32 protein-coding genes are annotated in these 24,698 nt (G+C 64.9%); 17 read left to right on the forward strand and 15 right to left on the reverse strand.

Annotated features, from left to right (window positions below; genetic code table 11):
* Window positions 1-30: 30 nt before the first annotated feature.
* A complete protein-coding gene (locus VI340_RS15710; RefSeq protein WP_008306950.1) occupies window positions 31-1,017 on the reverse strand; it encodes an SDR family oxidoreductase in 987 nt (328 codons plus the stop codon).
* Between the two features lie 110 nt (window positions 1,018-1,127).
* Between VI340_RS15710 and VI340_RS15715 the strand changes: the two genes are divergently transcribed.
* The gene (locus VI340_RS15715) at window positions 1,128-1,331 is read left to right on the forward strand and encodes a DUF7561 family protein (protein WP_008306949.1); all 204 of its coding nucleotides are present in this window, start codon (window positions 1,128-1,130) and stop codon (window positions 1,329-1,331) included.
* A gap of 4 nt (window positions 1,332-1,335) precedes the next feature.
* On the opposite strand, the gene VI340_RS15720 is transcribed toward VI340_RS15715, so the two are convergent.
* Window positions 1,336-2,319, reverse strand: a complete 984-nt coding sequence (locus VI340_RS15720; RefSeq protein WP_336358700.1) for a CPBP family intramembrane glutamic endopeptidase — start codon at window positions 2,317-2,319, stop codon at window positions 1,336-1,338.
* 101 nt (window positions 2,320-2,420) lie between these two features.
* Here VI340_RS15720 and VI340_RS15725 point away from each other — a divergent pair, with 101 nt between their 5' ends.
* Genes VI340_RS15725 through VI340_RS15735 form a run of 3 tightly spaced genes read left to right on the forward strand, consistent with a single transcriptional unit; the run spans window position 2,421 to window position 3,386 of the window.
* Complete coding sequence (locus tag VI340_RS15725; RefSeq protein ID WP_008306947.1) at window positions 2,421-2,765, forward strand: ArsR/SmtB family transcription factor; 345 nt, start codon at window positions 2,421-2,423, stop codon at window positions 2,763-2,765.
* Between the two features lies 1 nt (window position 2,766).
* The gene (locus tag VI340_RS15730) at window positions 2,767-3,096 is read left to right on the forward strand and encodes a hypothetical protein (RefSeq protein ID WP_336358701.1); all 330 of its coding nucleotides are present in this window, start codon (window positions 2,767-2,769) and stop codon (window positions 3,094-3,096) included.
* Window positions 3,093-3,386, forward strand: coding sequence for a DUF7521 family protein (locus VI340_RS15735; protein WP_336358702.1), 294 nt, complete (start codon window positions 3,093-3,095; stop codon window positions 3,384-3,386). The genes VI340_RS15730 and VI340_RS15735 overlap by 4 nt, the downstream gene beginning before the upstream one ends.
* 56 nt (window positions 3,387-3,442) lie before the next feature.
* Here VI340_RS15735 and VI340_RS15740 read toward each other — a convergent pair whose 3' ends face one another.
* Window positions 3,443-3,637 carry a cold-shock protein gene (locus VI340_RS15740; RefSeq protein WP_004516469.1) on the reverse strand — a complete coding sequence of 65 codons (195 nt, stop codon included), beginning with the start codon at window positions 3,635-3,637 and terminating at the stop codon, window positions 3,443-3,445.
* Between the two features lie 161 nt (window positions 3,638-3,798).
* On the opposite strand from VI340_RS15740, the gene VI340_RS15745 reads away from it, so the two are divergent.
* Window positions 3,799-5,526, forward strand: coding sequence for an ATP-dependent DNA helicase (locus VI340_RS15745; RefSeq protein WP_336329597.1), 1,728 nt, complete (start codon window positions 3,799-3,801; stop codon window positions 5,524-5,526).
* Window positions 5,527-5,704: 178 nt separating this feature from the next.
* On the opposite strand, the gene VI340_RS15750 is transcribed toward VI340_RS15745, so the two are convergent.
* Together VI340_RS15750 and VI340_RS15755 are read right to left on the reverse strand one after the other, a co-directional pair.
* Window positions 5,705-6,805 carry a class I SAM-dependent methyltransferase gene (locus VI340_RS15750; RefSeq protein ID WP_336358703.1) on the reverse strand — a complete coding sequence of 367 codons (1,101 nt, stop codon included), beginning with the start codon at window positions 6,803-6,805 and terminating at the stop codon, window positions 5,705-5,707.
* Window positions 6,798-7,943 (reverse strand): 60S ribosomal export protein NMD3, encoded by a 1,146-nt coding sequence (locus VI340_RS15755; protein ID WP_336358704.1) that lies wholly within the window; start codon window positions 7,941-7,943, stop codon window positions 6,798-6,800. Before VI340_RS15755 ends, VI340_RS15750 begins: the two co-directional genes overlap by 8 nt.
* A 120-nt stretch (window positions 7,944-8,063) precedes the next feature.
* Here VI340_RS15755 and htpX point away from each other — a divergent pair, with 120 nt between their 5' ends.
* The 4 genes from htpX to radA all read left to right on the forward strand — a co-directional run bounded on the left by htpX (window position 8,064) and on the right by radA (window position 11,533).
* A complete protein-coding gene (gene htpX / locus VI340_RS15760) occupies window positions 8,064-8,942 on the forward strand; it encodes a zinc metalloprotease HtpX (protein ID WP_336358705.1) in 879 nt (292 codons plus the stop codon).
* 413 nt (window positions 8,943-9,355) lie between these two features.
* Window positions 9,356-9,973: a PspA-associated protein PspAB gene (gene pspAB / locus VI340_RS15765; RefSeq protein ID WP_336358706.1), complete on the forward strand. Its 618-nt coding sequence runs from the start codon at window positions 9,356-9,358 to the stop codon at window positions 9,971-9,973.
* 1 nt (window position 9,974) lies between these two features.
* A complete protein-coding gene (locus tag VI340_RS15770) occupies window positions 9,975-10,343 on the forward strand; it encodes a hypothetical protein (RefSeq protein ID WP_336358707.1) in 369 nt (122 codons plus the stop codon).
* Between the two features lie 140 nt (window positions 10,344-10,483).
* A complete protein-coding gene (radA, locus tag VI340_RS15775) occupies window positions 10,484-11,533 on the forward strand; it encodes a DNA repair and recombination protein RadA (RefSeq protein ID WP_008306928.1) in 1,050 nt (349 codons plus the stop codon).
* Window positions 11,534-11,959: 426 nt separating this feature from the next.
* Here radA and VI340_RS15780 read toward each other — a convergent pair whose 3' ends face one another.
* Window positions 11,960-13,012 (reverse strand): aldo/keto reductase, encoded by a 1,053-nt coding sequence (locus tag VI340_RS15780; protein WP_008306927.1) that lies wholly within the window; start codon window positions 13,010-13,012, stop codon window positions 11,960-11,962.
* A 24-nt stretch (window positions 13,013-13,036) separates the two neighbouring features.
* A complete protein-coding gene (locus VI340_RS15785; RefSeq protein WP_336358708.1) occupies window positions 13,037-14,050 on the reverse strand; it encodes a CPBP family intramembrane glutamic endopeptidase in 1,014 nt (337 codons plus the stop codon).
* Between the two features lie 138 nt (window positions 14,051-14,188).
* Here VI340_RS15785 and VI340_RS15790 point away from each other — a divergent pair, with 138 nt between their 5' ends.
* The 4 genes from VI340_RS15790 to VI340_RS15805 all read left to right on the forward strand — a co-directional run bounded on the left by VI340_RS15790 (window position 14,189) and on the right by VI340_RS15805 (window position 17,020).
* The gene (locus VI340_RS15790) at window positions 14,189-15,094 is read left to right on the forward strand and encodes an acyltransferase (RefSeq protein ID WP_336329603.1); all 906 of its coding nucleotides are present in this window, start codon (window positions 14,189-14,191) and stop codon (window positions 15,092-15,094) included.
* Window positions 15,095-15,145: 51 nt separating this feature from the next.
* Window positions 15,146-15,853 (forward strand): hypothetical protein, encoded by a 708-nt coding sequence (locus VI340_RS15795; protein WP_336329604.1) that lies wholly within the window; start codon window positions 15,146-15,148, stop codon window positions 15,851-15,853.
* 73 nt (window positions 15,854-15,926) lie between these two features.
* Window positions 15,927-16,613 carry an RAD55 family ATPase gene (locus VI340_RS15800; protein WP_008306920.1) on the forward strand — a complete coding sequence of 229 codons (687 nt, stop codon included), beginning with the start codon at window positions 15,927-15,929 and terminating at the stop codon, window positions 16,611-16,613.
* Window positions 16,610-17,020 carry a hypothetical protein gene (locus VI340_RS15805; protein ID WP_008306919.1) on the forward strand — a complete coding sequence of 137 codons (411 nt, stop codon included), beginning with the start codon at window positions 16,610-16,612 and terminating at the stop codon, window positions 17,018-17,020. The genes VI340_RS15800 and VI340_RS15805 overlap by 4 nt, the downstream gene beginning before the upstream one ends.
* Window positions 17,021-17,156: 136 nt before the next feature.
* On the opposite strand, the gene VI340_RS15810 is transcribed toward VI340_RS15805, so the two are convergent.
* Window positions 17,157-17,444, reverse strand: a complete 288-nt coding sequence (locus VI340_RS15810) for a DUF5789 family protein (RefSeq protein ID WP_008306918.1) — start codon at window positions 17,442-17,444, stop codon at window positions 17,157-17,159.
* A 146-nt stretch (window positions 17,445-17,590) separates the two neighbouring features.
* On the opposite strand from VI340_RS15810, the gene VI340_RS15815 reads away from it, so the two are divergent.
* From VI340_RS15815 to VI340_RS15825, 3 genes are all read left to right on the forward strand, one after another.
* On the forward strand, window positions 17,591-18,367 hold the full coding sequence (locus VI340_RS15815; protein ID WP_336358709.1) for a PHP domain-containing protein: 777 nt from the start codon (window positions 17,591-17,593) through the stop codon (window positions 18,365-18,367).
* A 54-nt stretch (window positions 18,368-18,421) separates the two neighbouring features.
* Window positions 18,422-18,586, forward strand: coding sequence for a DUF6757 family protein (locus VI340_RS15820; protein WP_004516452.1), 165 nt, complete (start codon window positions 18,422-18,424; stop codon window positions 18,584-18,586).
* Window positions 18,587-18,688: 102 nt separating this feature from the next.
* Window positions 18,689-19,156, forward strand: coding sequence for a cupin domain-containing protein (locus VI340_RS15825; protein ID WP_008306916.1), 468 nt, complete (start codon window positions 18,689-18,691; stop codon window positions 19,154-19,156).
* A 28-nt stretch (window positions 19,157-19,184) separates the two neighbouring features.
* On the opposite strand, the gene VI340_RS15830 is transcribed toward VI340_RS15825, so the two are convergent.
* The 7 genes from VI340_RS15830 to VI340_RS15860 all read right to left on the reverse strand — a co-directional run bounded on the left by VI340_RS15830 (window position 19,185) and on the right by VI340_RS15860 (window position 24,094).
* The gene (locus tag VI340_RS15830; protein ID WP_008306915.1) at window positions 19,185-19,898 is read right to left on the reverse strand and encodes a type 1 glutamine amidotransferase; all 714 of its coding nucleotides are present in this window, start codon (window positions 19,896-19,898) and stop codon (window positions 19,185-19,187) included.
* Window positions 19,899-20,071: 173 nt separating this feature from the next.
* Window positions 20,072-20,209 carry a hypothetical protein gene (locus VI340_RS15835; RefSeq protein WP_004516449.1) on the reverse strand — a complete coding sequence of 46 codons (138 nt, stop codon included), beginning with the start codon at window positions 20,207-20,209 and terminating at the stop codon, window positions 20,072-20,074.
* A gap of 74 nt (window positions 20,210-20,283) precedes the next feature.
* Entirely contained in the window at window positions 20,284-20,469 is a 186-nt protein-coding gene (locus tag VI340_RS15840) for a hypothetical protein (protein WP_008306914.1), read from the reverse strand.
* Window positions 20,470-20,475: 6 nt separating this feature from the next.
* Window positions 20,476-21,270 (reverse strand): aldo/keto reductase, encoded by a 795-nt coding sequence (locus VI340_RS15845; protein ID WP_336358736.1) that lies wholly within the window; start codon window positions 21,268-21,270, stop codon window positions 20,476-20,478.
* Between the two features lie 118 nt (window positions 21,271-21,388).
* Complete coding sequence (locus tag VI340_RS15850) at window positions 21,389-22,372, reverse strand: Gfo/Idh/MocA family protein (protein WP_008306912.1); 984 nt, start codon at window positions 22,370-22,372, stop codon at window positions 21,389-21,391.
* 30 nt (window positions 22,373-22,402) lie between these two features.
* Window positions 22,403-23,698, reverse strand: coding sequence for a hypothetical protein (locus VI340_RS15855; protein WP_336358710.1), 1,296 nt, complete (start codon window positions 23,696-23,698; stop codon window positions 22,403-22,405).
* A gap of 108 nt (window positions 23,699-23,806) precedes the next feature.
* Window positions 23,807-24,094: a zinc ribbon domain-containing protein gene (locus VI340_RS15860; RefSeq protein WP_004590026.1), complete on the reverse strand. Its 288-nt coding sequence runs from the start codon at window positions 24,092-24,094 to the stop codon at window positions 23,807-23,809.
* 166 nt (window positions 24,095-24,260) lie between these two features.
* On the opposite strand from VI340_RS15860, the gene VI340_RS15865 reads away from it, so the two are divergent.
* On the forward strand, window positions 24,261-24,698 hold the full coding sequence (locus VI340_RS15865; RefSeq protein ID WP_336358711.1) for a DUF6735 family protein: 438 nt from the start codon (window positions 24,261-24,263) through the stop codon (window positions 24,696-24,698).

Raw genomic sequence — 24,698 nt, forward strand, 5'->3', positions numbered from 1 at the left:
GTTAAAACCGTGGCCTGTTCGTGTCGCCCGTCAGGACTGTCGAACGAGCGGCTCGTACCAGTCGCGGTTGTCGCGGTACCAGTCGATGAACTTCGCGACGCCCTCCCGGATGGTGTGGTCCGGGTCGTAGCCGAGCAGTTCCTCGGCGCGGTCGGTCGCGGCGTGGGTGTGCTCGGCGTCGGCGTCGTGGCGTTCCTCGTAGACCAAATCGAGGTCCGGGTCGATCTGGTCGCGGATCTCCGTCGCGAGCGTCTTGATTTCGATGTTGTCCGTCGACCCAATGTTGATTGCCTGGCCGTCGGCGGCGTCCTCGTGCAACAGCGTCATGTTCGCGTCGATGACGTCCTCGATGTAGGTGAAATCGCGCGTCTGCGTGCCGTCGCCGTAGATGACCGGCGGCTCGCCGTTGTGACACCGGGAGACGAAATTCGAGATGGCCATGTTCGGGCGCATCCGCGGGCCGTAGACGGTGAAATATCGCAACGCGACGGCGGGCAGGTCGTACACCTCGCTGTAGGCGCAGGCGTAGCGCTCGGCGGCGAGCTTCGACGCGCCGTAGGGCGAGACGGGGGTCGTGGGATGTTGCTCGTCGTAGGGCAGGTACTCTGGCTTGCCATAAACGGAGGAGGAGGAGGCCATCACGAACCGCTCGATGCCCTCGTCGCGGCAGGCGTCGAGGAGGTTCAGCGTGCCGTCGACGTTGACCTCGTCGTATTTTCGGGGGTTCTTGACGCTCGGGCGGACGCCGGCCTGGGCGGCCTGGTGGTAGACGTAATCGGCGTCGGCGACGAGGTCCGTCACTAGCTCCGCGTCACGCACGTCGCCCTCGATGAACTCGTAGCTGCCGTCGCTGTTCCGGGCGGCCGCCTGTCCAGCTTCGATGTTGTGTTGCTTGATATCCAGATCGTAGAACGGGTCGCGGTTGTCCAATACGACCACGTCGTGGCTGTCGGCGGCGAACCGCTGTGCCAGGTGGCCGCCGATGAACCCGGCACCCCCTGTGACCAGTATTTGCATTATCTGGACGGTGCCCATCGGACGACAAAAGTATGTCGAGAGTTAACTGCACTGAACTGTGCGAAGGGGCCAGCTACCTTGAAGTGTATACAGCGCATAAAAACTCGCTAATGGCCTCTAGAGCCTGCGACGGGTGCGATACGAACGTTTCGATAGCCGGCGGCATCGCCAACATCTGGTCGCAGGAGTCCAGACCGACCGAGGGAATCGTCCTCGAACTCGGCGACGACACCGAACACTTCCTCTGTTACGACTGCATCGACCAGCTTCCCGACGACCGCGAGGTGACGGCGGCGGACGTGGCCGCCCTTTAAGTCGTCACGTCTCCCGTTCGAATCCGGGCGTCCACCGCGTCACGCGCTCGTCGATTCCAAGACGGCCGTCGCGCCAGCGGAGAAACGCCAGTAGCAGGAGGCCGCCGACGACCACGAAGAGCGAGTAGACGATCCCTTCTTCGCCCATCCAGCGCGCGGGGCCGACGATATCGACTGCGATCAGTTCGGGCGTCCGTTGTGAGTGGCCGAGACCGAACACCGCGCTCTGGGTGAAGTTGTACCAGGCGTGAAAGCCGATCGGGAGGGCGAGGTCGCCGGTGAGGACGTACGCGCCGCTCAGGACCAGTCCGGCGAGCAGGTAATAGCCGTACTGGCTCGGGTGGTCGACCTTCCCGCCGTGCAGGAAGGCGAAGACGAGCGAACTCGCGAGCACCGCCACGCCGACCGCGGCCCACCGCGGGACGGGCCCGTCGGCCCCTTCGGCGAGGTTCTTCAGCATCGCCCCACGGAAGACGATCTCCTCCCACGCCGACGCGAGGGCGACGTAGCTGAAGACGACGGCCATCGCCGGCAGAAACGGGAGATCGCCGGCTCCCTCCGCGACGCCGACGACAGTGGCCCAGCCCGCGCCGACTGCGACGGCGAGCGCGCCGGCATTGATGACGGTCGCTATCGCGCCGCCGACGGCGAACGACCGCCACCAGTGACGGTCGAGCGACAGGCCGTACTCGCCGACGGGTCGGCGGTCGAGGACCCGCGCGCTGACGAACACCGTGGCGACGAGGACCACCCCGATCCCGGCCGCTTCGAGCGGTTCTCGGATGGGGTGCGTGAATCGGGCCCGAACGACGCTCTGTAGCGCCGCGAGGGCGAGAAACGACAGCACCGCCGGGAGAACCGCCCGAAGCGGCGCTCTGAGCCTGCCGTCCGCGCTGTTCCAGATCGGCCAGACGAGGCGAGAGACAGTCCGCTCGACGACGCTCGGGGTCGTCCGGCTGTCTCTTTGCTCCGGTGACTTGGGTGGCATGTCCGGACGACCGGCCGGGACCGACGTATCACCGCGGGCACTGCTTCTGATTCGGAAGCCAGTGGACCGTTTTTATTGCGTCTCGCTCGCTGGAAGCGAACATGGACGCGGTCGGCGACGACGAACTGCTCGCGCTGCTCGAAGACGAGTACGCGCGGGCCATCATCGCCGAACTCACCACCGGACCGATGTCCGTCTCCGAACTCTGTACGGCCTGCGAGATGTCCGACCCGACGGCGTACCGCCGCCTCGACCGACTGGAAGCCGCCGACCTCGTCGCCGAACGGCAGGCCGTCGACCCCGACGGACACCACTACAAGCGCTACGTCGCGACCGTCGACGAAGTGACCGTCACGTTCGCCGACGGGTCGTACGACGTGGCTGTCACGCGGTCCTCGTCGGACCCGGCGGATCGATTCACCGACCTGTTCGAGGGGCTGTCCTGAGATGTTCGCGACGCTACTGCAGATACGCACGGGTGGAACCGATCCGGAAACTGCGCTGGCCGTCGTCGCGCTGTCGATACTCTCCATCTTGCTCTCGGCCGCCATCGCCGTCGTCCTCGTCCGCGGCTATCGTCGCGGGCCGGGCCGGACGGGCATGCTGACGCTCGCCGTCGGGCTTCTCCTGCTCACGACTGTACCGGAGATCCTCCGCATCGCGCTCCCCACGGCCACCGGCGTCGGCGTCGTCCGGCGCTCGCTCCTCGTGAGTGCCTGCGAACTGCTCGGGCTCGGAACGATCCTGTGGACCGTCTACGGGGGTGAGTCGTCGTGACGGTCCCCTTCGACCTGCTCGCGCCGGACGCCGTCGCGGAACTCTCGCGAGCCCTGACGGCCGTCGTCGGACTGTTCGTCGCGTCGCTGGCCTACCGGGGCTATCGGCGTAACGACGCGCCGAAGATGCGGTGGCTCGCCGTCGGAATCGGGTCGCTGACCGCCGGCGTCTACGCCACCGTCACCATCGCTGTCTGGGCGGGCGCTGGGGCTGGCATTGTGTTGCTCGTCAGGGGTCTTGTGACCGTCGCAGGGCTCTGTGCCGTGCTGTACGCGCTGCTCGTCGAGTGACTTCAGATAAGAACAAGTGTCAGATGTGGTCGCCCGAAGGCGACCGGAAATCTGCCTTAGTTGCGGACGACGTTCGTCGCGCGGGGGCCCTTGTCGGCCTGTTCGATGTCGAATTCGATCTCCTCGCCTTCTTCGAGGTCAGGGCCGCCAACGTCTTCCATGTGGAAGAAAACGTCATCGTCCGCGTCCTCAGTCGAGATGAAACCGTAACCGCCTGTGTCGTTGAAGAAATCAACCTTACCGTTTGCCATTGCAAATATACGTACAGGGGGTATATGTATAAGACTTCCGAGAGTACCAGTGCCACGACCGTGTGTCTGTGAACACGACTCACACCCGTCATCTCGGCTAGCCGCCGACGCTCATCCGACGACAGGAAAGGTTTAGGCCGCCTCGTCCGTTGCCTTCTCGCGTGTACCCCGCGCGGATTACCGACGAGTTCCCGGCCCCGTCCTACCGGGGCAACCAGAAGCAGGCCCTGGCTGACATCCGTGCGGCCTTCGAGCGCGGCAAGGACGTGGTCCTCGTTCGCGCCCCGACCGGTAGCGGCAAATCGCTGCTCGCTCGGGCCATCGCCGGGTGTGCCCGGACCGCCGGCGAGGCCGCCGCCGAGCAGGTCATCGACGCCTACTACACCACGCCGCAGGTCTCGCAACTGGACGACGTGGCCGAGGACGCCCTGCTCGAGGACCTCTGTGTCATCCGTGGGAAAAACAACTACGACTGCATCCTCCCCGGCGAGACGGACACACCGGTGAACCAGGCCCCGTGCGTGCGCGAACGGAAGTTCGATTGCCAGGTCAAGCACCGCTGTCCGTACTTCTCCGACCGCGCCATCGCCTCGAACCGGCGCATCGCCGCGATGACACTCGCGTACTTCATGCAGACCGCCGGCAGCGACGTGTTCGGCAAGCGCGACGTGGTCGTCATCGACGAGGCCCACGGTTTGGGCGAGTGGGCTGAGATGTACGCCACCATCGACCTCTCGCCGCAGTCCATCCCGATGTGGAACGACATCGACGTGCCGGACATCGACGGGCTGGACGAGGCCGTCGCCTTCACCGAACGCGTCGAGCACCTCGCCGAGCGCCGCGTCAAGGAACTGCGGAACAAGACGGAACTGACCGGTGAGGAAGTCGCTGAGCGGGACTCGTTGAACACGCTCCGTCAGGACCTGGGGTGGTTCCGCGAGGACTACACCGACACCGAGAGCGCGACCACCTGGGTCGTCGACCAGGCCGACGGCGAGCACGCGCCGGTGACAATCAAGCCGATGAACCCCGAGCGGTACCTCAAACACACCGTCTGGGACCGCGGCAACCGCTTCGCCCTGCTGTCGGCGACCATCCTCAACAAGGAGGCGTTCTGTGCCAACGTCGGCCTCGACCCCAACAATGTCGCGCTCGTGGAGGTCGGCCACACCTTCCCCGTCGAGAACCGGCCGCTGTACGACGTGGCCCAGGGGAAGATGACCTACGAGCACCGCGACGACACGCTGCCCGACATCGCCCGGACCGTCGTTCGCATCATGGCACAGCACACGGACGAGAAGGGACTGATCCACTGCCATTCCTACGCTATTCAGGAGCAACTGAAGGACCTCCTCGACGACTTCGGCGTCGGCGCACGCGTCCGGACTCACGATAAAGAGGGACGCGATGGGGCGCTGTCCGCCTGGAAGCGCAGCGACAACCCCGACGTGTTCCTCTCGGTGAAGATGGAGGAGGCGCTGGACCTTGAGGGCGACCTCTGTCGCTGGCAAGTGCTGTGCAAGGCTCCCTATCCAAACACCCGCGACTCTCGCGTCGCCCGGCGGCTCGAAGACGACCAGTGGGGCTGGTACTACCGGACGGCACTGCGGACGGTCATCCAGGCCTGTGGTCGCGTCGTTCGTGCACCCGACGACTACGGGGCGACCTACCTCGCGGACTCGTCGCTGCTGGACCTGTTTGAGCGCGCCGAGCACGATATGCCGGACTGGTTTCGCGCCCAGGTCGACCGCCTCTCACAGCCCGATTTGCCGCGGTTCGCGCCGGACCAGGCGCTTTCGGCGCTCAGTTCGGGGACCAAACGCCGGCACGACCGCTCTCGGTCGCGGTCCGGGAACGGAAGTCACCCGCTTTCGGACGTGTGGGACTAAAAGAGGAAGCTCGCGCCGTAGACGAACGACGAACCGACCATCAGAATGACCAGAATAATTGCGAGTATCTGCTGTCTGTCCATGCCGTGTTCTTGATTACTGGCCTAGTTATGCGTTACGACCGTCTGTTCTGGGGCGTTATTCGTTCTCTAACCTTGGTTGCTTGCGTAAACCCGTCCTACTGGATCCGGGCGTCGACGACAACGTGGGCGACGCCCTCGCTGTACTCCTTGACTCGCCGAGTGTCCAGAATCTCGACATCCCGGTCGGCCTCGGCGACGGCCGCCTCCAGGCGCTCGATGGGGCGGTCGAACACGAGCGTGTCCGGCGTCGCCTCGTGCATGTGGAGGACGCCGCCGGGCGCGAGCGCGTCGAGCGCGCTATCGAGGTACTCGTGGGAAGCGTCGGGCGGAGCCCGACTGTCCTCCGCGCGCGGCGCGGAGGCCTCGTAGTATCCCATCACTACCCGGTCGGCGCGCGCCTCCTCAGCGAAGCCCGGGACAACGTCTCGACAGTCGGCCCGATACGGGTGAACGCGCTCGTCCACGTCGTTGAGCATGACGTTCTCGACGAGGAAGCGAAACGCGGTAGGGTTGCGTTCGACGGCGGTGACGTGCGCACCGGCACGGGCCATCGGGAGGGTAAAGTAGCCGATGCCGGCGAACATGTCGAGGACGCGTTCCTCGGCGGAAACGGTATCGCCCATCCGCGCCCGCTCGGCTTTGTTCCCGGGCGAGAACATCACCTCGGCAAGGTCCATCGCGTAGCGCGTGCCGTGTTCGGTGTGGACCGTCTCGGTGTCGCCGTCGCCGGCGATGACCTCGACGCTGGGTTCGCGGTGCTCGCCGGAGATGCCGTGGCGGGCCAGCACCGTCTCGGCCTCGCCGTGGAGCGCCAGCAGCGCCTCGCCGACCTCCGCCGGTCTGGGGCTGTTGCCGATGTCGACCAGCACGACGGAGCCCAGCACGGCCCAAGAACTCGGAGCGGCATCGATTTCCTCGTCGGTCCAGCCGCGCTCCCGGAGGTGGTCGTCGAGGGTCTTGAGCCGGCGCTCGCCGACCTGCCGGACGACCTCCCGGAACTGCGTCTCCTGTGGCGGGGCGGTCACCGGAACCGCGACGCTGTCTGCGGTCCACTCGGTGACGCTTCTGGTGTCATCGTAGACGCCTTCGGCTCGCAGGGACTCGATAGCGACCTGCGAGCGAGGTTTGGCGACGACGGCAGCAAGGCGCTGGCCGTCCGTCTCGCCCGGCTCGCGGCCGGCACCGTCGTCACTCATCGGCATCCGTGTCGTCCCCCTCAGATGGGAGAATGTGCAACCCCGCGTGGCTCTTCAGCACCGGCACTTCGTCGGTATCGGTGTCGAGGTAGTCCGGCCGCGGGACGGTCTTGCTCTCGAACGTTTCGGGGTCGAGCACCTGAACAGCGTTGTCGTCCTCGACAGCGACCAAGGTCGTCTGCTGGCTGTCTTCACGGAAGCCCAGCCGGCGGGCGTCGGGTGCTTCGCCGGCCTCGAAACTGGCCTCGTAGTCCTCGCCGGTCGCCAGGCGAACCCCTTTGAGGTTCCCCTGGACCGAGCGGACCAGCACCGGCCCGTCGCCGTCCTCCGGGTCGATGACCTCGCCCTGTCGGTAGCGGGGCAGCCGGACGGCGTAGGTCATCCGGTACAGTTCCTGTCCGTCCTCGTCCTCGGAGATGAGACGCCGCGAGTCGGAGTACGAACCCCCAAGCTGGGCGGTGATGCGCTTGGCGATGCCCAGTCCCATCTGATTGGTCGAGATTTTCATGTCCAGCCCGTCGTCGACGGACTTCGTCTCGGTGATGAAGGCGTTGCGATCGCCGGTCTCCTCGCGGGCGGCGATGTACTCTTCTGCGATCTCCTCGGCGCGCTCGCGCTCGTCGTCGGTCGGGTCGCGCCCGTCGGCCCGCACCTGAACGATGCTGGCGAAGGACCCGCCGGCGATCTTCCCGCAGCGCTTGCACGTCTGCCGGGAGATGCGGACGGGGACGGTGACCTCCTCGGTGACCGGCGTCCCGCGGATGACGCCGGAGAACTCCGCGTGCATCCGGATGTTGTTCTTGTCGAGTTGCTCGGGGGCGACCTGCCAGGCGACCGACTGGGCGTCGACGTGGATGCCGAGCGCCTCGCTGACCTGCTCGACGGCGATGTCGGTGTAGTCCTCCGCACCGATGTCGACCCAGCGGTTCCCCTTGTGGACCGCACCACATCGCGAACAGACCCGCACTTGGATGGTGTCGGGGGCATCCACCAGGTCGAACTCCTCGAAGTAGCAGGCGTCACAGAGGACGTGCTCGGAGTTGCGCTGGCCGCCAGCACCCGAAAGCTCCGGGCGCTCGTCGGTGCCCTCCGGTATCTCGTCACCGCAGCGTGGACAGAACTCTCCCGACCGGCTCATTACCGGGCTTACTGTACTGAACTGTTTAAGCCGTGTGTTCCGCCTGTCGAGGCACCACCCGCCGTGTGGCGCTTTCCCACGATAGCGAGGTTTTAGAGTGTCGACCGTCTATCGGGGGGCATGGAGTGGCAAACAGACTGGGGGCTCCGCGGCCGGATGGCCCTGACGATGTTCCTGCTGTTCGCGCTGTACATCGTCTTCCTCGGAGTGCTCGTTGTGGCTTTCGAGAACCTCGCGCTCATCGTGGTCGTCATGGGACTGTTCCTCGGTGCGCAGTTCTTCTTCAGCGACAAGCTCGCCCTGTACTCGATGGGAGCCCGGACGGTCGAACCGGAAGAGTACCCCGAACTCCACCGGACTGTCGACCGCCTGGCTCAGCAGGCCGACCTCCCGAAGCCGAAGGTCGCCGTCGCCGATTCTCGGGTGCCCAACGCCTTCGCCACCGGCCGGTCGAAAGACAGTTCGGCCGTCTGCGTGACGACGGGCATCATGGACACGCTGGAGCAGGACGAACTGGAGGGCGTACTGGCCCACGAGCTGGCCCACATCAAGAACCGCGACGTGATGGTGATGACCATCGCGTCGTTCCTCTCGACGATTGCCTTCCTCATCGTCCGCTGGGGCTGGCTGTTCAGCGGCGGTCGAGAGCGCGGCGGCCAACAGGTGCCGGTCATCGTCGCCATCCTCATCTCGCTGGTCGTCTGGATCATCTCGTTCCTCCTGATCCGGACTCTCAGCCGCTACCGCGAGTACGCCGCCGACCGCGGCGGCGCGATGATTACCGGCAAGCCCGCTGCCCTCGCGAACGCGCTGATGAAAATCGACGGCCAGATGGACAAGGTTCCGAAGGACGATATGCGCGACCAGGCGGAGATGAACGCCTTCTTCATCATCCCGATTAACGTCGGGTGGATCGGCCGCCTGGCCAGTACCCACCCGTCGACGGAGAAGCGCATTGACCGCCTGCAGGACCTCGAACGCGAACTCGAAGGTCGGTAACGTCTGTTTCTTATTTGATTCGGTGGTGATCGTCTATGAGGTAGTATGGATCCTCGTAGTTACCGCTATACAGAGCCAGAAAGCCCCCGTGCTCTCGGCTCCCACGGCTTGCTGCGCTCCAGTAGGTGCTTGCTACGCCGGGGTTCGCCAAGAGCACGGCCCCTTTCAGTCCCACCCGTAGTCGGTTGGACAAGCCATGTTGGGTGGGACTGAAAGGGGCGGCTGTCTGAACGAAGGCGGACGACGCAAGCACTACACGAGCGACTGCAAGGAGCGAGGAAGCGCGCAGCGAGGCCCCCAAGTTCAGACAGCCGGGGCTTTCTGGCTGTTAAAAGTCTAATTCACACAATCCGATTCACCGACTAGTCGAGAGACGCAAACCACCTTGGGCTCCGGCCCATAGAGGCACACATATGGGATTGCTCGACGGACTCAAGAGCGTCCTCGGGGTGAAAGCCGAGGCAGACGCGACACGCGACGCCGACCCCGACGACCTGTTCGGGATGAGCACCGCCTACGTCACGATGGAGGCCGACCTGGGGTACGAGCCGACCGGCGAGGCGGCACTGTGTTTCGCCGACGTCGACAGCACGGACTTCCAGGACGCCATCGACGAGGTCGAATCTATCCTCGACGCCGGGATGGTCGAGACGGGGACGCGGGCGACCTTCGAGACGGACGACCACGGCTACCAGTGGGTCGTGCTGCACGACAACGACTTCGAGGACCTGCTCACGTCGATCCACTTCGCCGCGGACACGCTCGTCGAGCGCCGCTACGGGTCGCGCCTGCTCGCGGCGCTGTTCTCGTTCGAGGACGCGCGGGAGAACCAGACTGTCTACTGGGTGTACTCGTTCCGTCGGGGCGCATACTACCCGTTCGCGCCGGACCCCCACGACAGCCACGAGCGCAATACCTCCGCAGAGTTCAAACTGGACAGTAACCTCAGCGACGAAATCACCGTCGAGGACGACAAGGAGTACTGGTACCCGCTGTGGCCGGACCGCCCCGGCTACCATCCCTGGGAGTGAAATGATCGACGGCGGCGTCGCTATCGGTGACCACGTCCGGCCGGTCAAGCCCAGCCGCGACGGCCACACTGGCGAAATCGCGACGGGCGCTCGCGCCGATCTCGACGCGTTCGAGTCCGCCGAGAAACCGGAAACGAACAGCTCGCTGGCCACACGATCTATCACACGGCTCACCGGCCGTCGGTGGTCGCTGTGGCTGCTCGGTCGGTCGATCCGTTCCAGACCGATCCCCAGTGCGGTTGCCATTGCGTTCCTGCTCGTCGGCACGTTCGGAGAGGGCCACGTCCCGCTATCCGAGACGGCGCTGACGGGGCTCGTTCTCGTGGGGCTGCTCCTGCTCGTCTACCTCGGTCGAACGGGTCTGGGCTGAATCTGTTCCACCGCACTTCGACTCCCCTTCGCATCTAAAACTCCCGATTCCGTCTCGAACCATCACGCCGCTGTCCCACACTTTCACTTTCACTCTGGTGTTAACGAGGCTTTATACCCCCGGACGCACAAGGCACGTCCATGTCCGCAAGTGAGGACCTCGAAGAACTGCCGGGTGTCGGTCCGGCGACAGCAGAGAAACTCGAAGACAACGGCTACGACTCCTATCAGGGGATTGCGGTCGCCTCCCCCGGCGAACTGTCGAATACGGCCGACATCGGCGAATCGTCGGCGGCAGACATCATCCAGGCTGCCCGCGAAGCAGCTGATATCGGCGGTTTCGAAACCGGCTCAACAGTGCTCGAACGCCGCGAGCAGATCGGGAAGCTCTCCTGGGGCGTCGACGAGGTCGACGACCTGCTGGGCGGCGGCGTCGAGACCCAGTCCATCACCGAGGTGTACGGCGAGTTCGGGGCCGGCAAGTCCCAGGTAACACACCAGCTCGCAGTCAACGTCCAGCTGCCGGCCGAACACGGCGGGCTGGAAGGGAGCGCCATCTTCGTCGACTCCGAGGACACGTTCCGACCCGAGCGTATCGAACAGATGGTCAAGGGCCTCGCCGACGAGGTACTGGCAGACACGCTGGTCCTCCACGGCATCGTCGAGGAGGAGGACGACGCAGACCCGACCGACGAGGATCTGCTCGATGACCTCGTCGCCTCCGTGCTGGAGAAGATCCACGTCGCGAAGGCGTTCAACTCCAACCACCAGATCCTCCTGGCCGAGAAGGCACAGGAGATCGCCAGCGAGAGTCAGGACGAGGAGTTCCCCGTCCGCCTGCTCGCCGTCGACTCGCTGACCGCCCACTTCCGAGCCGAGTACGTCGGCCGTGGCGAACTCGCCGACCGGCAGCAGAAGCTCAACAAGCACCTCCACGACCTGATGCGCGTCGGCGACCTCAACAACACCGCCGTCGTCGTCACGAATCAGGTCGCCTCCAACCCCGACTCCTTCTTCGGCGACCCGACCCAGCCCATCGGTGGCAACATCCTCGGCCACACCTCCACGTTCCGGATGTACCTCCGGAAGTCCAAGGGGAACAAGCGCATCGTCAAACTCGTCGACGCGCCGAACCTCCCGGACGGCGAGGGCGTCATGCGCGTCGAAGAAGACGGCCTGCTGAACGAGTAGCCCGAGTCCTAAGGACTACTACCGACGCGACGATTCCAGACTTTTTCTCCGGCGGTTTTCGAGACCCGCAACAGCGTCCGCCCGGACTGGCATGTGGACTGCTCCCGCGCCTCGAACCCCTCCGTTTCACCTCGAACCCGCTTCCGTCCGGCGTCTTGCGGCCGTCAGACGCACCGTGGTGAATGTGAAACTTCGCCACCCCAACCGCAAGACGGCGGTACATCTCCTGTCGAAACAGAGGGGTAACAGCTGGGAACCGACAGACGGCTGTCTGGTTGTCGATGTTCTCCAGGGGTAAACTGTCGACTGGAGATGTCAGCGTCCAACCGCCATGTTTGGACGGTACGAAAGTCGGTGGACAGCGAGAAAATCAGTCGCCTGCCTGGTCTGCCGTGGCCTGTGCGTCGGCGCTCCAACGCCTCGCCGTCAGTCCCCGGCAGATTTCATCCCGGTCTCTTCGAGGTCCGCACCGCCGACCGACGAGCGCAGGGCGTCCATCCCGTCGTCGCGGTCGATGCCGAAGTTATCACGGTATAGCTCCTGCACGCGGTCGTACTCCTCGTCGCTGAGCGGCGGCGTATCGGGCGCGCCGGCCCACTCGTCGATGTCGGCGTTCGTCCGGAACGTCGGGGTGACCGACGCCACCTCGTCGTTGTAGAGGAGCCACTGGATGGCCGCCTGGCCCATCGTCCGTGCTCCGTCACGTTCTAGGAACCGGATTTCCTCGACCTTCTCCCAGCCGGTTTCGTACCACTCGCTCGGCCGGTGGGAACGGTGGTCGCCCTTGCCGAGTTCCGTCTCCGGGGTCACCTGCTCGTTCAGCAGGCCCGAGGAGTGCGGGACACGAGCGAGTACCGACGTGTCGGCGTTCTGCTCGCGGATAGTGTCGATGAAGTGCTGGCCGGGGGTCTGCTCGAAGAGGTTGAAGACGGTCTGGAGCGCGTCGAACTCGTTGGCGACCGCGGCGTCGCCCTCGGCGAGCCAGCCGATAGAGGGGCCGAGCGCCCAGCCGATGGCCTCGACTTTCCCCTCCTCGCGGAGTTCGTCCAGCGCCTCCAGGACGTCCTCGTCGACCTCGTCGACGTTGGCGTTGTGGAGCATCAGGAGTTCGACGTGGTCCATGCCGAGGCGGTCGAGCGAGCGGTCGACGGCGGTGTGGACCCACTCGGGCGTGACCTTCTTCGGGAGTTCGCCGTGACCGGCCTGGGGGTTGTTGTAGAAGTCGTAGCCGATCTTCGTCGAGACGGTGACCTCGTCGCGGTGTTCCGCCAGCGCCTCGCCGATGATCTCCTCGCTGTCGCCGTGGCCGTACACGTCGCCGGTGTCGAAGAACGTCACGTCCTCCTCGAGCGCGTGCTGGACCATGTCGATAGCATCGTCGCGAGTGCGGTCGCCCCACCAGTCCGTGCCGACGACCCAGGCACCGAATCCGACTTCCGAGACCTCGACGCCGGAGTTTCCGAGTGTCGCGTATTCCATACCCAACGTAGCGGCGCTGTCCACTTAGCCGTCTTGGTTTGCGGTGTCGGACCGCGTCCGAATCCGGAGTTCGGGGGTGGCGATGCCATCGAGCAGTTCGACCGTGCCGTACTCGCGGCGGACCCACCAGTACAGCGCGGCTCCGCCGACGCCAAGCAGCGGGAGCGCGATGAGTCCGCCTTCGGGGCCAAAGTTGCCGCCGGTCACCAGCGTCGGGCCGGTCGCATCAGTCGAGAGCAGGGCGACACCCATCCGGAGGCCGCTCACGGGAAAACCAAGCAGTGCCAGCGTGTAGTTCCAGGCGACGTGGAAGCCGCTGGCGACCCCGAGTCGCCCGGTCAGGACGTAACACGCACCGAGCAGGAGGCCGTAGAGGGTGATGTTGGTCACGCTGAGCAGCGACGCGCTGGGGTTCGTCCAGTGGAGGACGCCGAACAGCGCGCCCGTCAGCGCCGTCGCGGCGATGACCGCGCGGTGCTTCCCGACCCAGCCAGCGAGCCCCTCGGCCGCATTCGTCAACAGGTAGCCACGGACGAGCACTTCCTCGGCAGTCGCCTGGACGATGAAGAACGCTCCCAAGAGGAGGACAGCGACCGGCGGTCCGAACGCGGTCAGTGGGAGCGGCCCGCTGTCGACGGTAGCGAAGATGACGCTGACTTCCACGAACCCGGCACCCAGTTCGACGAGTAGGACGAGCGTGGGAAGCCCCGCCCCGAGCGCGAGGCCGAACGCGGCGTCACGCCACCACTGTCGGTCGAACCCCAACCCGTAGTCAGAGAGCGTCCGTCGGTCCAGCAGATAGCCGAGTACGACAGCCACGACGGTTCCGGCCGCAAAGAGCGCAATCTGGCGCGCGACTGCGACCGCTGGCGTCACGCCCACCACGGACGACACCACTGCGACCACTCCTGAGAGCAGGACGAGGCCGAACCCAGCGAGAAACACCCACAGTGTGACCCGCCACGGCGCTCGCAGCCGGCGCTCGGCGGGATTGACGATGTAGCGCCGTATCTCCATGATGAAGTCCGACCTGACCATGTCGTCGTCTGGAACGGCGGCGTCTTAACTGTGGCTTGCTCGCCGAGCTGTGTGGTTCACGGTGTCGTGACACAGGTGTTACTGGGTAGGTTTCAGGTAACGGAAACCCCTATCTGCCCGCGAAGCCACGTACTCGACATGACGAAGCGTCACGTGTCGCTGCCACCGCTCGCTGAAGAGGGGCTCAGGGCGTTTATCGATGAGGTCGACGAACGCCTCTCCGGTGACGAGGACACCTGCGATGTTGTCACTGACGTGTTGGTCGACCTCCACGGCGACCGAGACGCCTACGAGCGCTGGCAGGACGGCGCGGATATCTCCCCGGCCGAACGGGTCCGGCTTCAGGGGTATGACCCCTGTAACACGACCCTCGAAAGCGAGTACTACGCCGAGAAAGACGAGGAGCGGTTCAAACGCTCGAAACACCTCCAGTGGCTCTGGCGGCAGTTCGACGCGACACCGATGGCGGACAACGTCGAGTTCGCGCTCCGGTTCCGGCGGATGCTCGCCAACCACCTCTTTGACTCCTGTGGCGAGGGCTGTCGCTTCTTCAAGGGCATCACGTTCACCTACGGCCACAACATCGAAGTCGGCGACAACGTCGTCGTCCACGACGACGTCCACCTGGACGACCGCGGGAAACTCACTATCGGCGACCGCGTCTCTATCTCCGACGACACCCACGTCTACAGCCACGACCACGACGCCGTCGACCAGACCCACGTCGACAACTACCACACCATCATCGAAGACGACGTGCGCCTGACCTACGACTCGATGGTCCGGGCGGGCGTCAAAGTCGGGGAAAACGCCATCCTCGCGGCGAAGTCCATCGCCGGCAAGGACATCCCTGCCCACCACATCGCCGCCGGCACGCCGGCGAAGTCCCTGACTGTCAAGGACGGCTGGGAGTCCGTCGCGGAGCCAATCGAGGGGGCGAACGTCGACCGCCGTGCCGAACGGCAACTGTCCGTTACCCTGCCCGATAATCTGGAGCAGTTCGACGAGTTCCAGCGGGACCTCTCGCCGCCGGACCGCCAGTAGCCGGTGCGGCCACGCCGGCAGTCCTTTTGCCGCACCGACCGAACCCCTGGTATGCGAAGCGTCGCCATCAACGTCGGAGCGAACACGAACGAGCCCGGCTTTCGCGGGCCACTGTTCTCCGACGGCACCTTCGAGTATATTCCCATTCCCGAATCGAAACCGACCAGCGAGCCAGTGCCGACCTACGGCGACCTTGACCTGCGGACCGACGTTTCTGCGGTGGCCGACCAGCCGGTCCACTTCGACCCGGAGTTTCCCGAGGCCGGCGGCGAGCGCTACACGTACGGCGACGAACACGGCGTGAAGGCCGGACCGCTCTCGGAGCTGTCGGCCGGTGACTACCTGTTCTTCTACGCGACGCTGTCGATGGCCGACGAGCGTTCGGCCTGGGCGTCGCCGAAGTGGGGGGCCCACGTCATCGGCCACTTCCAACTCGCTCGTGACGCGGTGACCGGCGACGAGTACCGGGACCTCCCGTCCGAGGAACAGGCACAGTTCGCCTCGAACGCCCATGTGAAACGCGACCCCTTCGACGCTCGCGTTCTCATTCGCGGCAACGCCGACGAGTCACGACTGTACGACACGGTCGTCCCGCTGTCGGCACCGAGCGGCGGCACCGACGCGAACGAACTGGTCACCGACCTGTCGTCCGACTCGGGGAAGGGGCCGTGGTGGCGACGGCCGATGCGGTTCGACGAGGGTGGCACGGAGCGACTGCTCGAACTGGCTGAGAGCCACCCCAGCGCCCTCGAACGCTGAGGCAGCCGAATGAGTTATCACCGGTGAAAATAGAATGTGAAAGCATATGTCCAGACGGACTCAGGTAGCTGATATGCGTCTCTCTAGTGGGGTCCCCGGCTTCGACGAACTCATTGAGGGGGGGCTACTCCCGAATCGTCTTTATGTGGTCAGCGGCCCGCCGGGCAGCGGGAAGACTACTTTCTGCTCACAGTTCATTACACAGGGCGTCAAAGAGGGCGAGACGTGCCTGTACGTGACGATGCACGAGACCAAGACGGAGTTGATGCAGGACATGGCCGGCTACGAGTTCGGGTTCGACCGGGCCATGCAGTCTGACGCCATCCAGTTCCTCAACCTCGTCACCGAGAGCGGAAAGCGAACTATCACGCAGTTCGGCAGCGAGGGCGGCCTGACGAACCGCCTCGTCGCTTATATCAGACAGAACGACATCCAGCGGGTCGTCATCGACTCGACGATGCTGTTGCAGCATTTCATGAACGACGTCGAAGACGAGATCACGGGCTTTCTCTCCGCGCTGAAACAGACGGACGCGACGACGCTACTCATCTCTGAGATGACCGACCCGTCCTCCTACAGCGACGAACACTACCTCGCCCACGGCGTCGTCTTCTTCCACAACTTCCTCGAAAACGGGAGCATGACCCGCGGCGTCCAGGTCATCAAGATGCGAGGCACCGCCATCGACTGTGACATCCGGGAGATATCCTTCTCTGACGCCGGACTGCAGGTCCACTCCGATCGGAAAGTGGAGACATGAGCCGCTACGAGCGTGAGTTCGGCACCGACTGGGAAACTCTCGGCAAAGACGAGGCCACCGACCGGGCCTACGCCATCGGCGTCGCCGAGCGCCTCGGGGAGTACAACCGGGAGGAACTCGAAGCCATCTACGCCGAGATGAACTCGGCGTACCACAAGAGCATGGTCGAACTCGCGTACGACGAAGGCCGCAACGAAGCGAAGGAAGCGGCGGAGACGACCAGCGCCGACCGGGACGCCCTCTGGGCCGACCTGATCAACGGCGAGAAGACGTACATCGACGAAGACGACGTGCCGACCAGCGGCCGCGACGGCCTGCCGTCGGCGCTCGACTCCTCGGAACTGCTTGACAGGCAGTCGATCGACAGCACTGACGCCGTCGACAGACCGGACTTTCTCGACAGGTAGCTGGCTCCAGTGTGTGTACTCGCCGGCAGCGATAGCGCTGCTGCTCGCCCATGTGAAAACGAAGGAGACGGGAAACCCGTCCAGAGCTGGGGGCCGCGTGCGGGACGCGGTCAGCCGAAAGTAACCGGCAGGGCCGTTAGAAGGAGACTTCGTCCGGCCCGTCTTCGCCCATGCAGACCGGGTCGCGGTCGGAGTAGCCCTTTCGGCCGATGGCCTTGCTCGACACGCCCGAGAACGCCGCGAACTCGGCGTCTTCCGCGCTCTCGAAGGTTTCCGGGGCCGACCGGCTCAGCGCGTCGCCCAGCCGTTCGGTGCCGTTTGGCAGTTCGAGCTCCATGTCGCCGTCGCCCTCGATGATCTCTTCGGCGGAAACCGGGTAGTCGTACGATTGGAAGGCGTCCGTCGCGTTGCTTAGCATTCGCATATGCCGAGAAAGTTCATGGTCGATAATAAACCTTCACTATAGATAATCATAATGTCCCTTAATGCGTATAAGGAACTCACGTTTCGTGTGCCCACGACACATGACTCGACCAGAAGCGGCTTCCTGCTGGGGATTGTGGGAGTAGTATGGTCGTCGCTGACTTGCACGTACACACGACCCGCTCCGACGGGACGCTCTCCCTCGACGAAGTCCCGGCCGCCGCGAGACGAGCGGGCGTCGAGGTTGTCGCCGTCACGGATCACGACCGACTTCAGCCTGCACTCGACGGTCCTGTCTCCGAGCGGGATGGCGTGACGCTTCTCCACGGTATCGAACTCCGTGTCGAAACCGAGACCCAGCGACTGGACCTGCTGGGCTACGGTGTCGACCCGACCGACGAACTCCGGGCCGAGTGTGAGCACGTCCAGCGGAACCGCCGCGAGCGCGGTGCGCGCATCATCGACTGTGTCGAGGACCGTCTGGGCGTCTCGCTGCCCGTCGAACCGCGTGACGGCCTGGGTCGCCCCCACATCGCCCGCGCAGTCGCCGAGGTGTCGGACCACACCTTCCAGTCCGCATTCGACGAGCTAATTGGCGACGACTGTCCCTGTTACGTCGCCCGGGAGGTCCCGTCCTTCGAGCGCGGTTGTGCGGTCCTCTCGGAGGCGTGTGGACTGGTCGGCCTCGCCCACCCGTTCAGATACCCCGATACGGCGGCTGCGCTGTCAAAGTGTGCGTCGCTCGACGCCGTCGAACGGTGGTACCCCTACGGCCGTACGGTCGACGACAGCCTCGTCGACGACGCTATCGAGCGATACGACCTCGTGCCGACGGGCGGCAGCGACGCTCACGGCGAGACGCTGGGTGACACCGGCCTGGACGCCGCCGCCTGGGGTCGGGTCGAAACAGCGCTCAGCGTCTGACAACCGGCAGACGGAACCCGAGGGTTCAATGTCGTCCGGGACTACTATTCAGGTATGCAGTGTCACTACTGCGACCGTGAAGCCGATATCGCCGTCGAGAACGACGGCGTCAAGGTTGGTGTCTGCAAGACACATTTCCGTGAACAGATGGCGGAACTGGAAGACGCCGACTGGCTCGAAGACCTCGACGAAGAACTCGACATCGACCGACGCGAGTGACCGACGCTCCGTTTTGCTGCTTCTGCCGTGGCGTGCCCCCAGTGGCACCGCTGTGACTCGCCCTGACTAACGGTTAAGGACTGTCCGCTGTACATGGCAACTATGGAGAAAGTCAGTCTCGACGCCGTCGAATCGCGAATGGGGCCGGCGTCGGTCAAGCGGGCGCTCGCCGGGCCGCTCGGCACCGACGACATCGCGCTGAACTACTACGAACTGGCCCCGGGCGAGTCCTTCGGCTTCGGCTACCACCGTCACCCGGGTCAGGAGGAGGTGTTTCTCGTTCAGTCGGGCACAGCGACGTTCGAGACGGAGGACGGCGACGTGCGCGTCGAGGCCGGCGACGCCATCCGCTTCGCTCCCGGCGAGTGGCAACGCGGGTACAACGAGGGCGACGAGCGCGTCGTCGCGCTCGCGCTCGGCGCGCCACAGGAGATGGGCGACACCGATATGCTCCGGCACTGCGAGGAGTGTGGCGGTCGCACGCACAACTACGTCGAGATGACGGACGACCGGGACGCGCTGGTGACACGCTGTGCGGAATGTGACGCCGAGACCGGGCGGTTCACCTGATGTCCGTAGACCCACCGCACCGACAGAATCAGTCGTCGGCAGCGGTGGCACGGGTCGCGTCGCCCGTGTGACGCACGGCGAACTCGGTGAAGTTGTCGAACAGTCGCTTGGCCTCGCAGGCCGCGCGGTGATTCTCCTCGGTGATGCCGTCAAGCACCGCCTTGATGCGCTCGTCGGAGAGTTGTTCGTCCTTGCCTTTCGTCACCGTCTCGGCCGTCTCGGGGTCGTACTCGGGGTGGAACTGCACCGAGAAGACGTTCTCTTTCCGGAACCCGTGGACGCCGTAGTCGTTCTCGGCGAACGTGGTCGCACCTGGGGGCACCTCGGCGACACGGTCCGAATGCGTCGTGAAGACGGTAAACGACTCGTCGACGCCGGTGAGCAGTTCGTTCTCGCCGTCGTGTTCGACGGTTCGGTAGCCGATCTCGTACTCGTCCATCGCCTCGACGGTCCCGCCGAGCGCGTGCGCCAGCAGCTGGTGGCCGAAACAGACGCCCAGGAACGCGATGTCGCGGTCGACCGCGTCCGCGACCCAGGATTCGAGGTCCCGTATCCAGGGCTCGTCCCAGTAGACGGACGCGCGGCTGCCCGTGACCAGACAGCCGTCGAACGCGAAGGTGTCGGGCAGTTCGCGCTCGGTCACGTCGTATTCCACGAGGTCGGCGTCGAGTTCCCGCCGGAAGTTTCGGCGGTTGTCGTCGCCGTCGTGGGCCGCGTTCAGCAGGGCGATCCGTGGCCTCATTACCAGTACGCAACGGCTCAAATCGTAAAAACATGCATACCGACGGCAGTGATTGCCGCTCGCGGTGACGGGGACACCGTCGTCAAATCGACCGCGGATACAGCGGCTATCGGAGACGACTGGCCGTTCAGAACTGTCTCGCTACGGGACGTCGACGACTGCGATACGTGCGTTTACGTCTGGTCCGCTTCCGGGTTGTTCGTCCGCCGATAGGAGCCCACCATCTTCCACAGCGTGTCGTTGAAGTCGTCGTTGTTGGCTTCGCTCTCGATCTGCCGGTACAGGTTTTCCGAGACTTCGATACGGGGCATCAAGTGCGTATAGAGAGCGGGAGTAAATAAATCTCCGCTGACACGGAATCGAGTAAAAGCTTCAACGAACTCCTCTAGGGCCCGTATAACCATCTGGCACCGAAAGAGACGAACCAGGCCATCCAGATGCAGAAGACGACCAGCCACGCCCCGTACTGGACTGTCGGGTTCGGAACCAGGACGTACGCCACGACAAGCAAAGCGGCAATGCTCGCCGCGGCCGTGGCGTCCCAGCGGTCCAGTGCGGGCGGTGTGACCATCGGAGACTACTGCGAGATGCCGTAGGTGTCGTCGTCCCAGTCGTTGACGCCGGTGTCGTAGACCGCCTGCTCGCGTTCGATGGCATCGATTCGCTCGCGGTCGGCGGCGTCGAGTTCCCAGTCGGACAACGCGAGGTTCTGTCGGACGTGCTCGGGCGAGGAGGACTTCGGTAGCACCACCACGTCGTTCTCGACCGCCCACTTCAGGATGACCTGGGCCGGCGACTTGTCGTATTTCTCGGCTAGGTCCTGAATGACGTCGTCGGCGAACACCTCGGTCCGACCCAGCGGCGCGGCCGCCTCGACGACGGTGTCGGTGTCGCGGCAGAACTCGACGACCTGGTTCTGGGTGTTCCAGGGATGGTACTCGATCTGATTGACGGCGATGGGCACGTCGGCGACGTGCTGGGCGGCACCGAGCTGGTACGCGCTGAAGTTCGAGACGCCGACGTTGCGGATCTTCCCCTGGCCGTGGAGCGTCGCCATCGCGTTCATCGTCTCGCGGATAGAGACAGCGGGGTTCGGCCAGTGGACGAGATACAGGTCGAGGTAGTCGGTTCCGAGGCGGTCGAGCGACGCCTCGCAGGCTTCGATGACGGACTCGTAGTCGAGGTGCTTGGGCAGCACCTTCGACGTGAGGAACACGTCCTCGCGGTCGTAGTCGGCCAGGGCCTCGCCGATCTCCGCTTCGTTCTTGTAGCCCTCGGCGGTGTCGACGTGGGCGTAGCCCGCATCGAGCCCCGCTCGAACGGACTCCTGAAGCGTATCGCCGTCGATGTCCCACGTCCCGACGCCGACCATCGGTAGTTCGTCGCCACTCGGAAGCGTCACTGTTGGGGGTGTCACAGTACGTGCCTCATCCGCCGCAGTCAAAACCGTTTCGCGCTCGTCGTGTCGTGGTACACGCCCGATTTACGTTTCACTCGGGACTGGCGATGTCGACCGGCTGGCCGGTGTCAGCGCTCCGGGCCAGCGCGTCCATGGCGCGCATGTTCCCCAGCGTCTCGGCCCGGTCGATGGGCGGCGTCTCGTCGTTCTCGACGGCGTCCGCGAACGCCTCGACCTGCAACTGATAGTGGTCAACCGGGTCGAACGTCTCTGTGACCTCGCGGCCGTCGACGCTGTACGTCAGCGAGACTGACTCGTCGTGTTCCGGGCCGAAGCAGTTCGGCGCTTCGAGCCAGCCGTCGTCGGTCTCGACCCGGTAGTACTCCCGTCTCGGCCCGTCGAACCCGCAGGAAACCGAGGCGACGCGCCCGTCGTCGTACGAGAGGACGCCGCTGAAGTTCGTGTCCACGCCGCTGTCCCGGGAATCCCGGGCATGGGCAAACGCCCGGTCCGGCTCGCCGAGGAAGCCCCGGGCCGCGCTGACGGCGTAACAGCCCACGTCCATCAGGCTCCCGCCGGCCAGTTCCGGGTCCAGCCGGATGTTACTGGAGTCGTCAAGCGAGAACTTGAACGACGCGTCGACGGTGTGTACCTCGCCAAGTTCGGTTTCGACGATTTCCCTTGCCCGCCGGGTCCGCGGGTGGAACTGATACATGAACGCCTCCATCAGCGTGACGCCCTGCTCGGCACAGTAGTCGAAGAGGTCCACTGCCCCGGCAGTGTCGACGGTCAGTGGCTTCTCACAGAGCACGTCGAGCCCGTGGTCGGCGGCCCGCTGGCTCCACTCGGCGTGGAGCGCGTTCGGAAGCGGGTTGTACACCGCGTCGATGTCCGCCTCGGCGAACATCGTCTCGTAGTCGCCGAAGGCACTGTCGATACCGAGGCCCTCGGCGACCTCGCCGGCACGGTCTCGGGTTCTGGAGCTGATTGCCGCGACCGTGTGGTCCGACTTCTGGATGCCCGGAATCACGTCCTTGCGTGCGATTTTCGCCGTCGAAATAATGCCAAAGCGCATACCGATACCCGACTCTCCGCTGATAAACAATTACCGACCTTTGGACGCTGACTCGGCACTGACACCCTGTTCGGATACGGCGGCCAGTTCGTCCGCTGACGGCTCGCGTCTGTCGGGCACGAGTTCGGCGGCCACCTCGCGTGCGCGCTCGAAGTGTGCCGCTGCGTCTTCGCACGCGATTCCGGGTGCCTCTCGCTTCGACTCGTCGCTGGCCTCGCGTAGCTCCTGTCGCCCCGCTTCACGGTGTGCATCCACCAGTGCAACGGCGATGTCCGCGAGCGCTTGCCGGAGCGACGCCCGGTCGCCGTCGAAGCGGCGGTCACGACCCCAGTCCAGTTCGTACGCCGTCCGGTATCGGTCGAGGGCGGCTTCCCAATGTGTGGCCCGCGCTGCCGGGTCCGTCGCGGCTCTGGCCGCGCCCGCAGCCGCCTGTGCCGCGTCGACTGGGGCCGAGAGGAGCTCGGCGTATTCCGCCTCGACTGCGTCCCGTGCGTCCGTGATGGCTTCTACCGACGGCTCCGGTGCCGTTACCGCCAGCGCTCGGTCGTACTCGATGCTGGCCTGTGCGTACGCATCCGCGGCCCGCTCGTACGCCAGGTCCTCCCACGCGTACCGGGCCGCGTCGCGGTGCTCCTCGGCCGCCCTGACGTGCCGTCGGCGCTGGCTGGTGTCGATCTGTGCTTGCGTTGACTGGAGGCGTGTATCGATGGTCGCTGTCGCTCCCTCTCCCAGCGATTCGACCCGTTCCCGTCCGCTATCGAGTGCCTCCTGTGCGGCCGTGATGTGCGTGGCTGCTGCGTCGGGGTTCGCCGCCTCCAGTGCCGCCGTTGCAGCCTCGACCTGGGATTCTGCCCGGTCGAGTTCGGTTAGCGTACGGGTCCAGACCTGTGTGGCTTCGTCGATGAACGTCCGTACTGGCGTTAGATCGCCCTTACATTCGAACGCCCAGCGGTCTTCGTCGACGGTGACGATTTCGAGTGTCGACGTGCGGAGCCCCGACGTACAGTGTACGGCCACGATGTCTTCGTGGGGCAGCGAGATGGCCCGGTCACCGTTGTCGTCGCCGACGACGAACACGACCCGGATGTTCGTTGCAAGCAGATACGCGCGGTAGTCGCCGGCCGGCGTGAGCGACTCGTTGTTCCCCCGGGCAGCGACGACGCCGGACCGGTCGTTGTACGCGAGATATCGTGGCGTCTCTGTCCCCCGTAGATACTGCCCCAGCGGCTGCTGAAGGCGGCGCGTGCGTCCGAACAGCCCGTCGGTGTTCGCTCGCTCGAATATCTCCGGTCGACCCGAGGAACGTACGTCGATAACGGTTTCCACAGTCTACCCCCGTTCGTCAGTATATTCAAATATATATTTGGGGGAAATAAATACTTTGGCCGACAGCAGCGCTCAATCCGGTTGATTCGACCCCGGCCTTGTAAACGGTCAGTACGGCTGGCTTCGGTCCGTCGGCTGGCGCTGCGGGCTCCCGCTCGTCAGGTCGGCGACGCACTGCCGGCAGAACTGGTAGTCCTGCTCGTTCCTCGCCCCGCAGTGGGGGCAGTCGATGGATTCAGTGCTGTCGTCGGTGGCGCTGCCACGGCGCCCTTCAGTATCGCCCTGCCCGGTCGCACCGGCTGGGTCACCCCGGTGCCGGTACGCGTACAGCATGGTCAGGACGTGGAGCCCCACGAGAAGCGCGATTGCGCCGTAGAGCCACTCGCTCACCATCATATGTAATGATACGTGAACGTACTACTTGAGGGTTGTGCCGGGTTACCAATGGTCGACGATTTCAGTGGGGCTGGCGGGCACTCGATAGGCATCCTGTAGGCCAGCGTTCAAATAGGACCACGGAGCCACGGAACCCCATGCCCGCTTACACGCTCGGTGGTCCCTGATGGGTCGTCGAACGCTCGTCGCTGTCGCCCGTCCCGACGGCCGCTACGACTGCCGCATCGCACACTGGGGCGTCGACGCCGACCCCATCGCCCAGTCCCGACCGCTCGGAAACGACTGGACGGCGTCGGCTGTCCTCGCTGCCATCGATGCCACCCACGACCGGTTGGTCGTGCTTGACGGGTCGGTCCGGATCTACACCGTTTGCTGGCTCGATCCGACGCTGTCGGACCTCGACGATATCGTTCTGGCCCGCACTACCGACGCTGATGCGTTTCGGAGGTGGTGGGTCGACCGCAAGGACGAGGCCTGTCGCGCCCTCGATAGCGACGGCTGCGACCCGGAAACTGTTCGTCGCGCCCTGCTCGCGTCGCTCCGAAACCGCGTTTCGTCCGTCCACTGCCCTGACGACGCGTCCTTTTTACGCGGGGACCGCTAA

Origin of the sequence: Haloarcula sp. CGMCC 1.6347 (genome assembly GCF_037078395.1) — an archaeon.
Lineage (GTDB): Archaea > Halobacteriota > Halobacteria > Halobacteriales > Haloarculaceae > Haloarcula > Haloarcula amylolytica.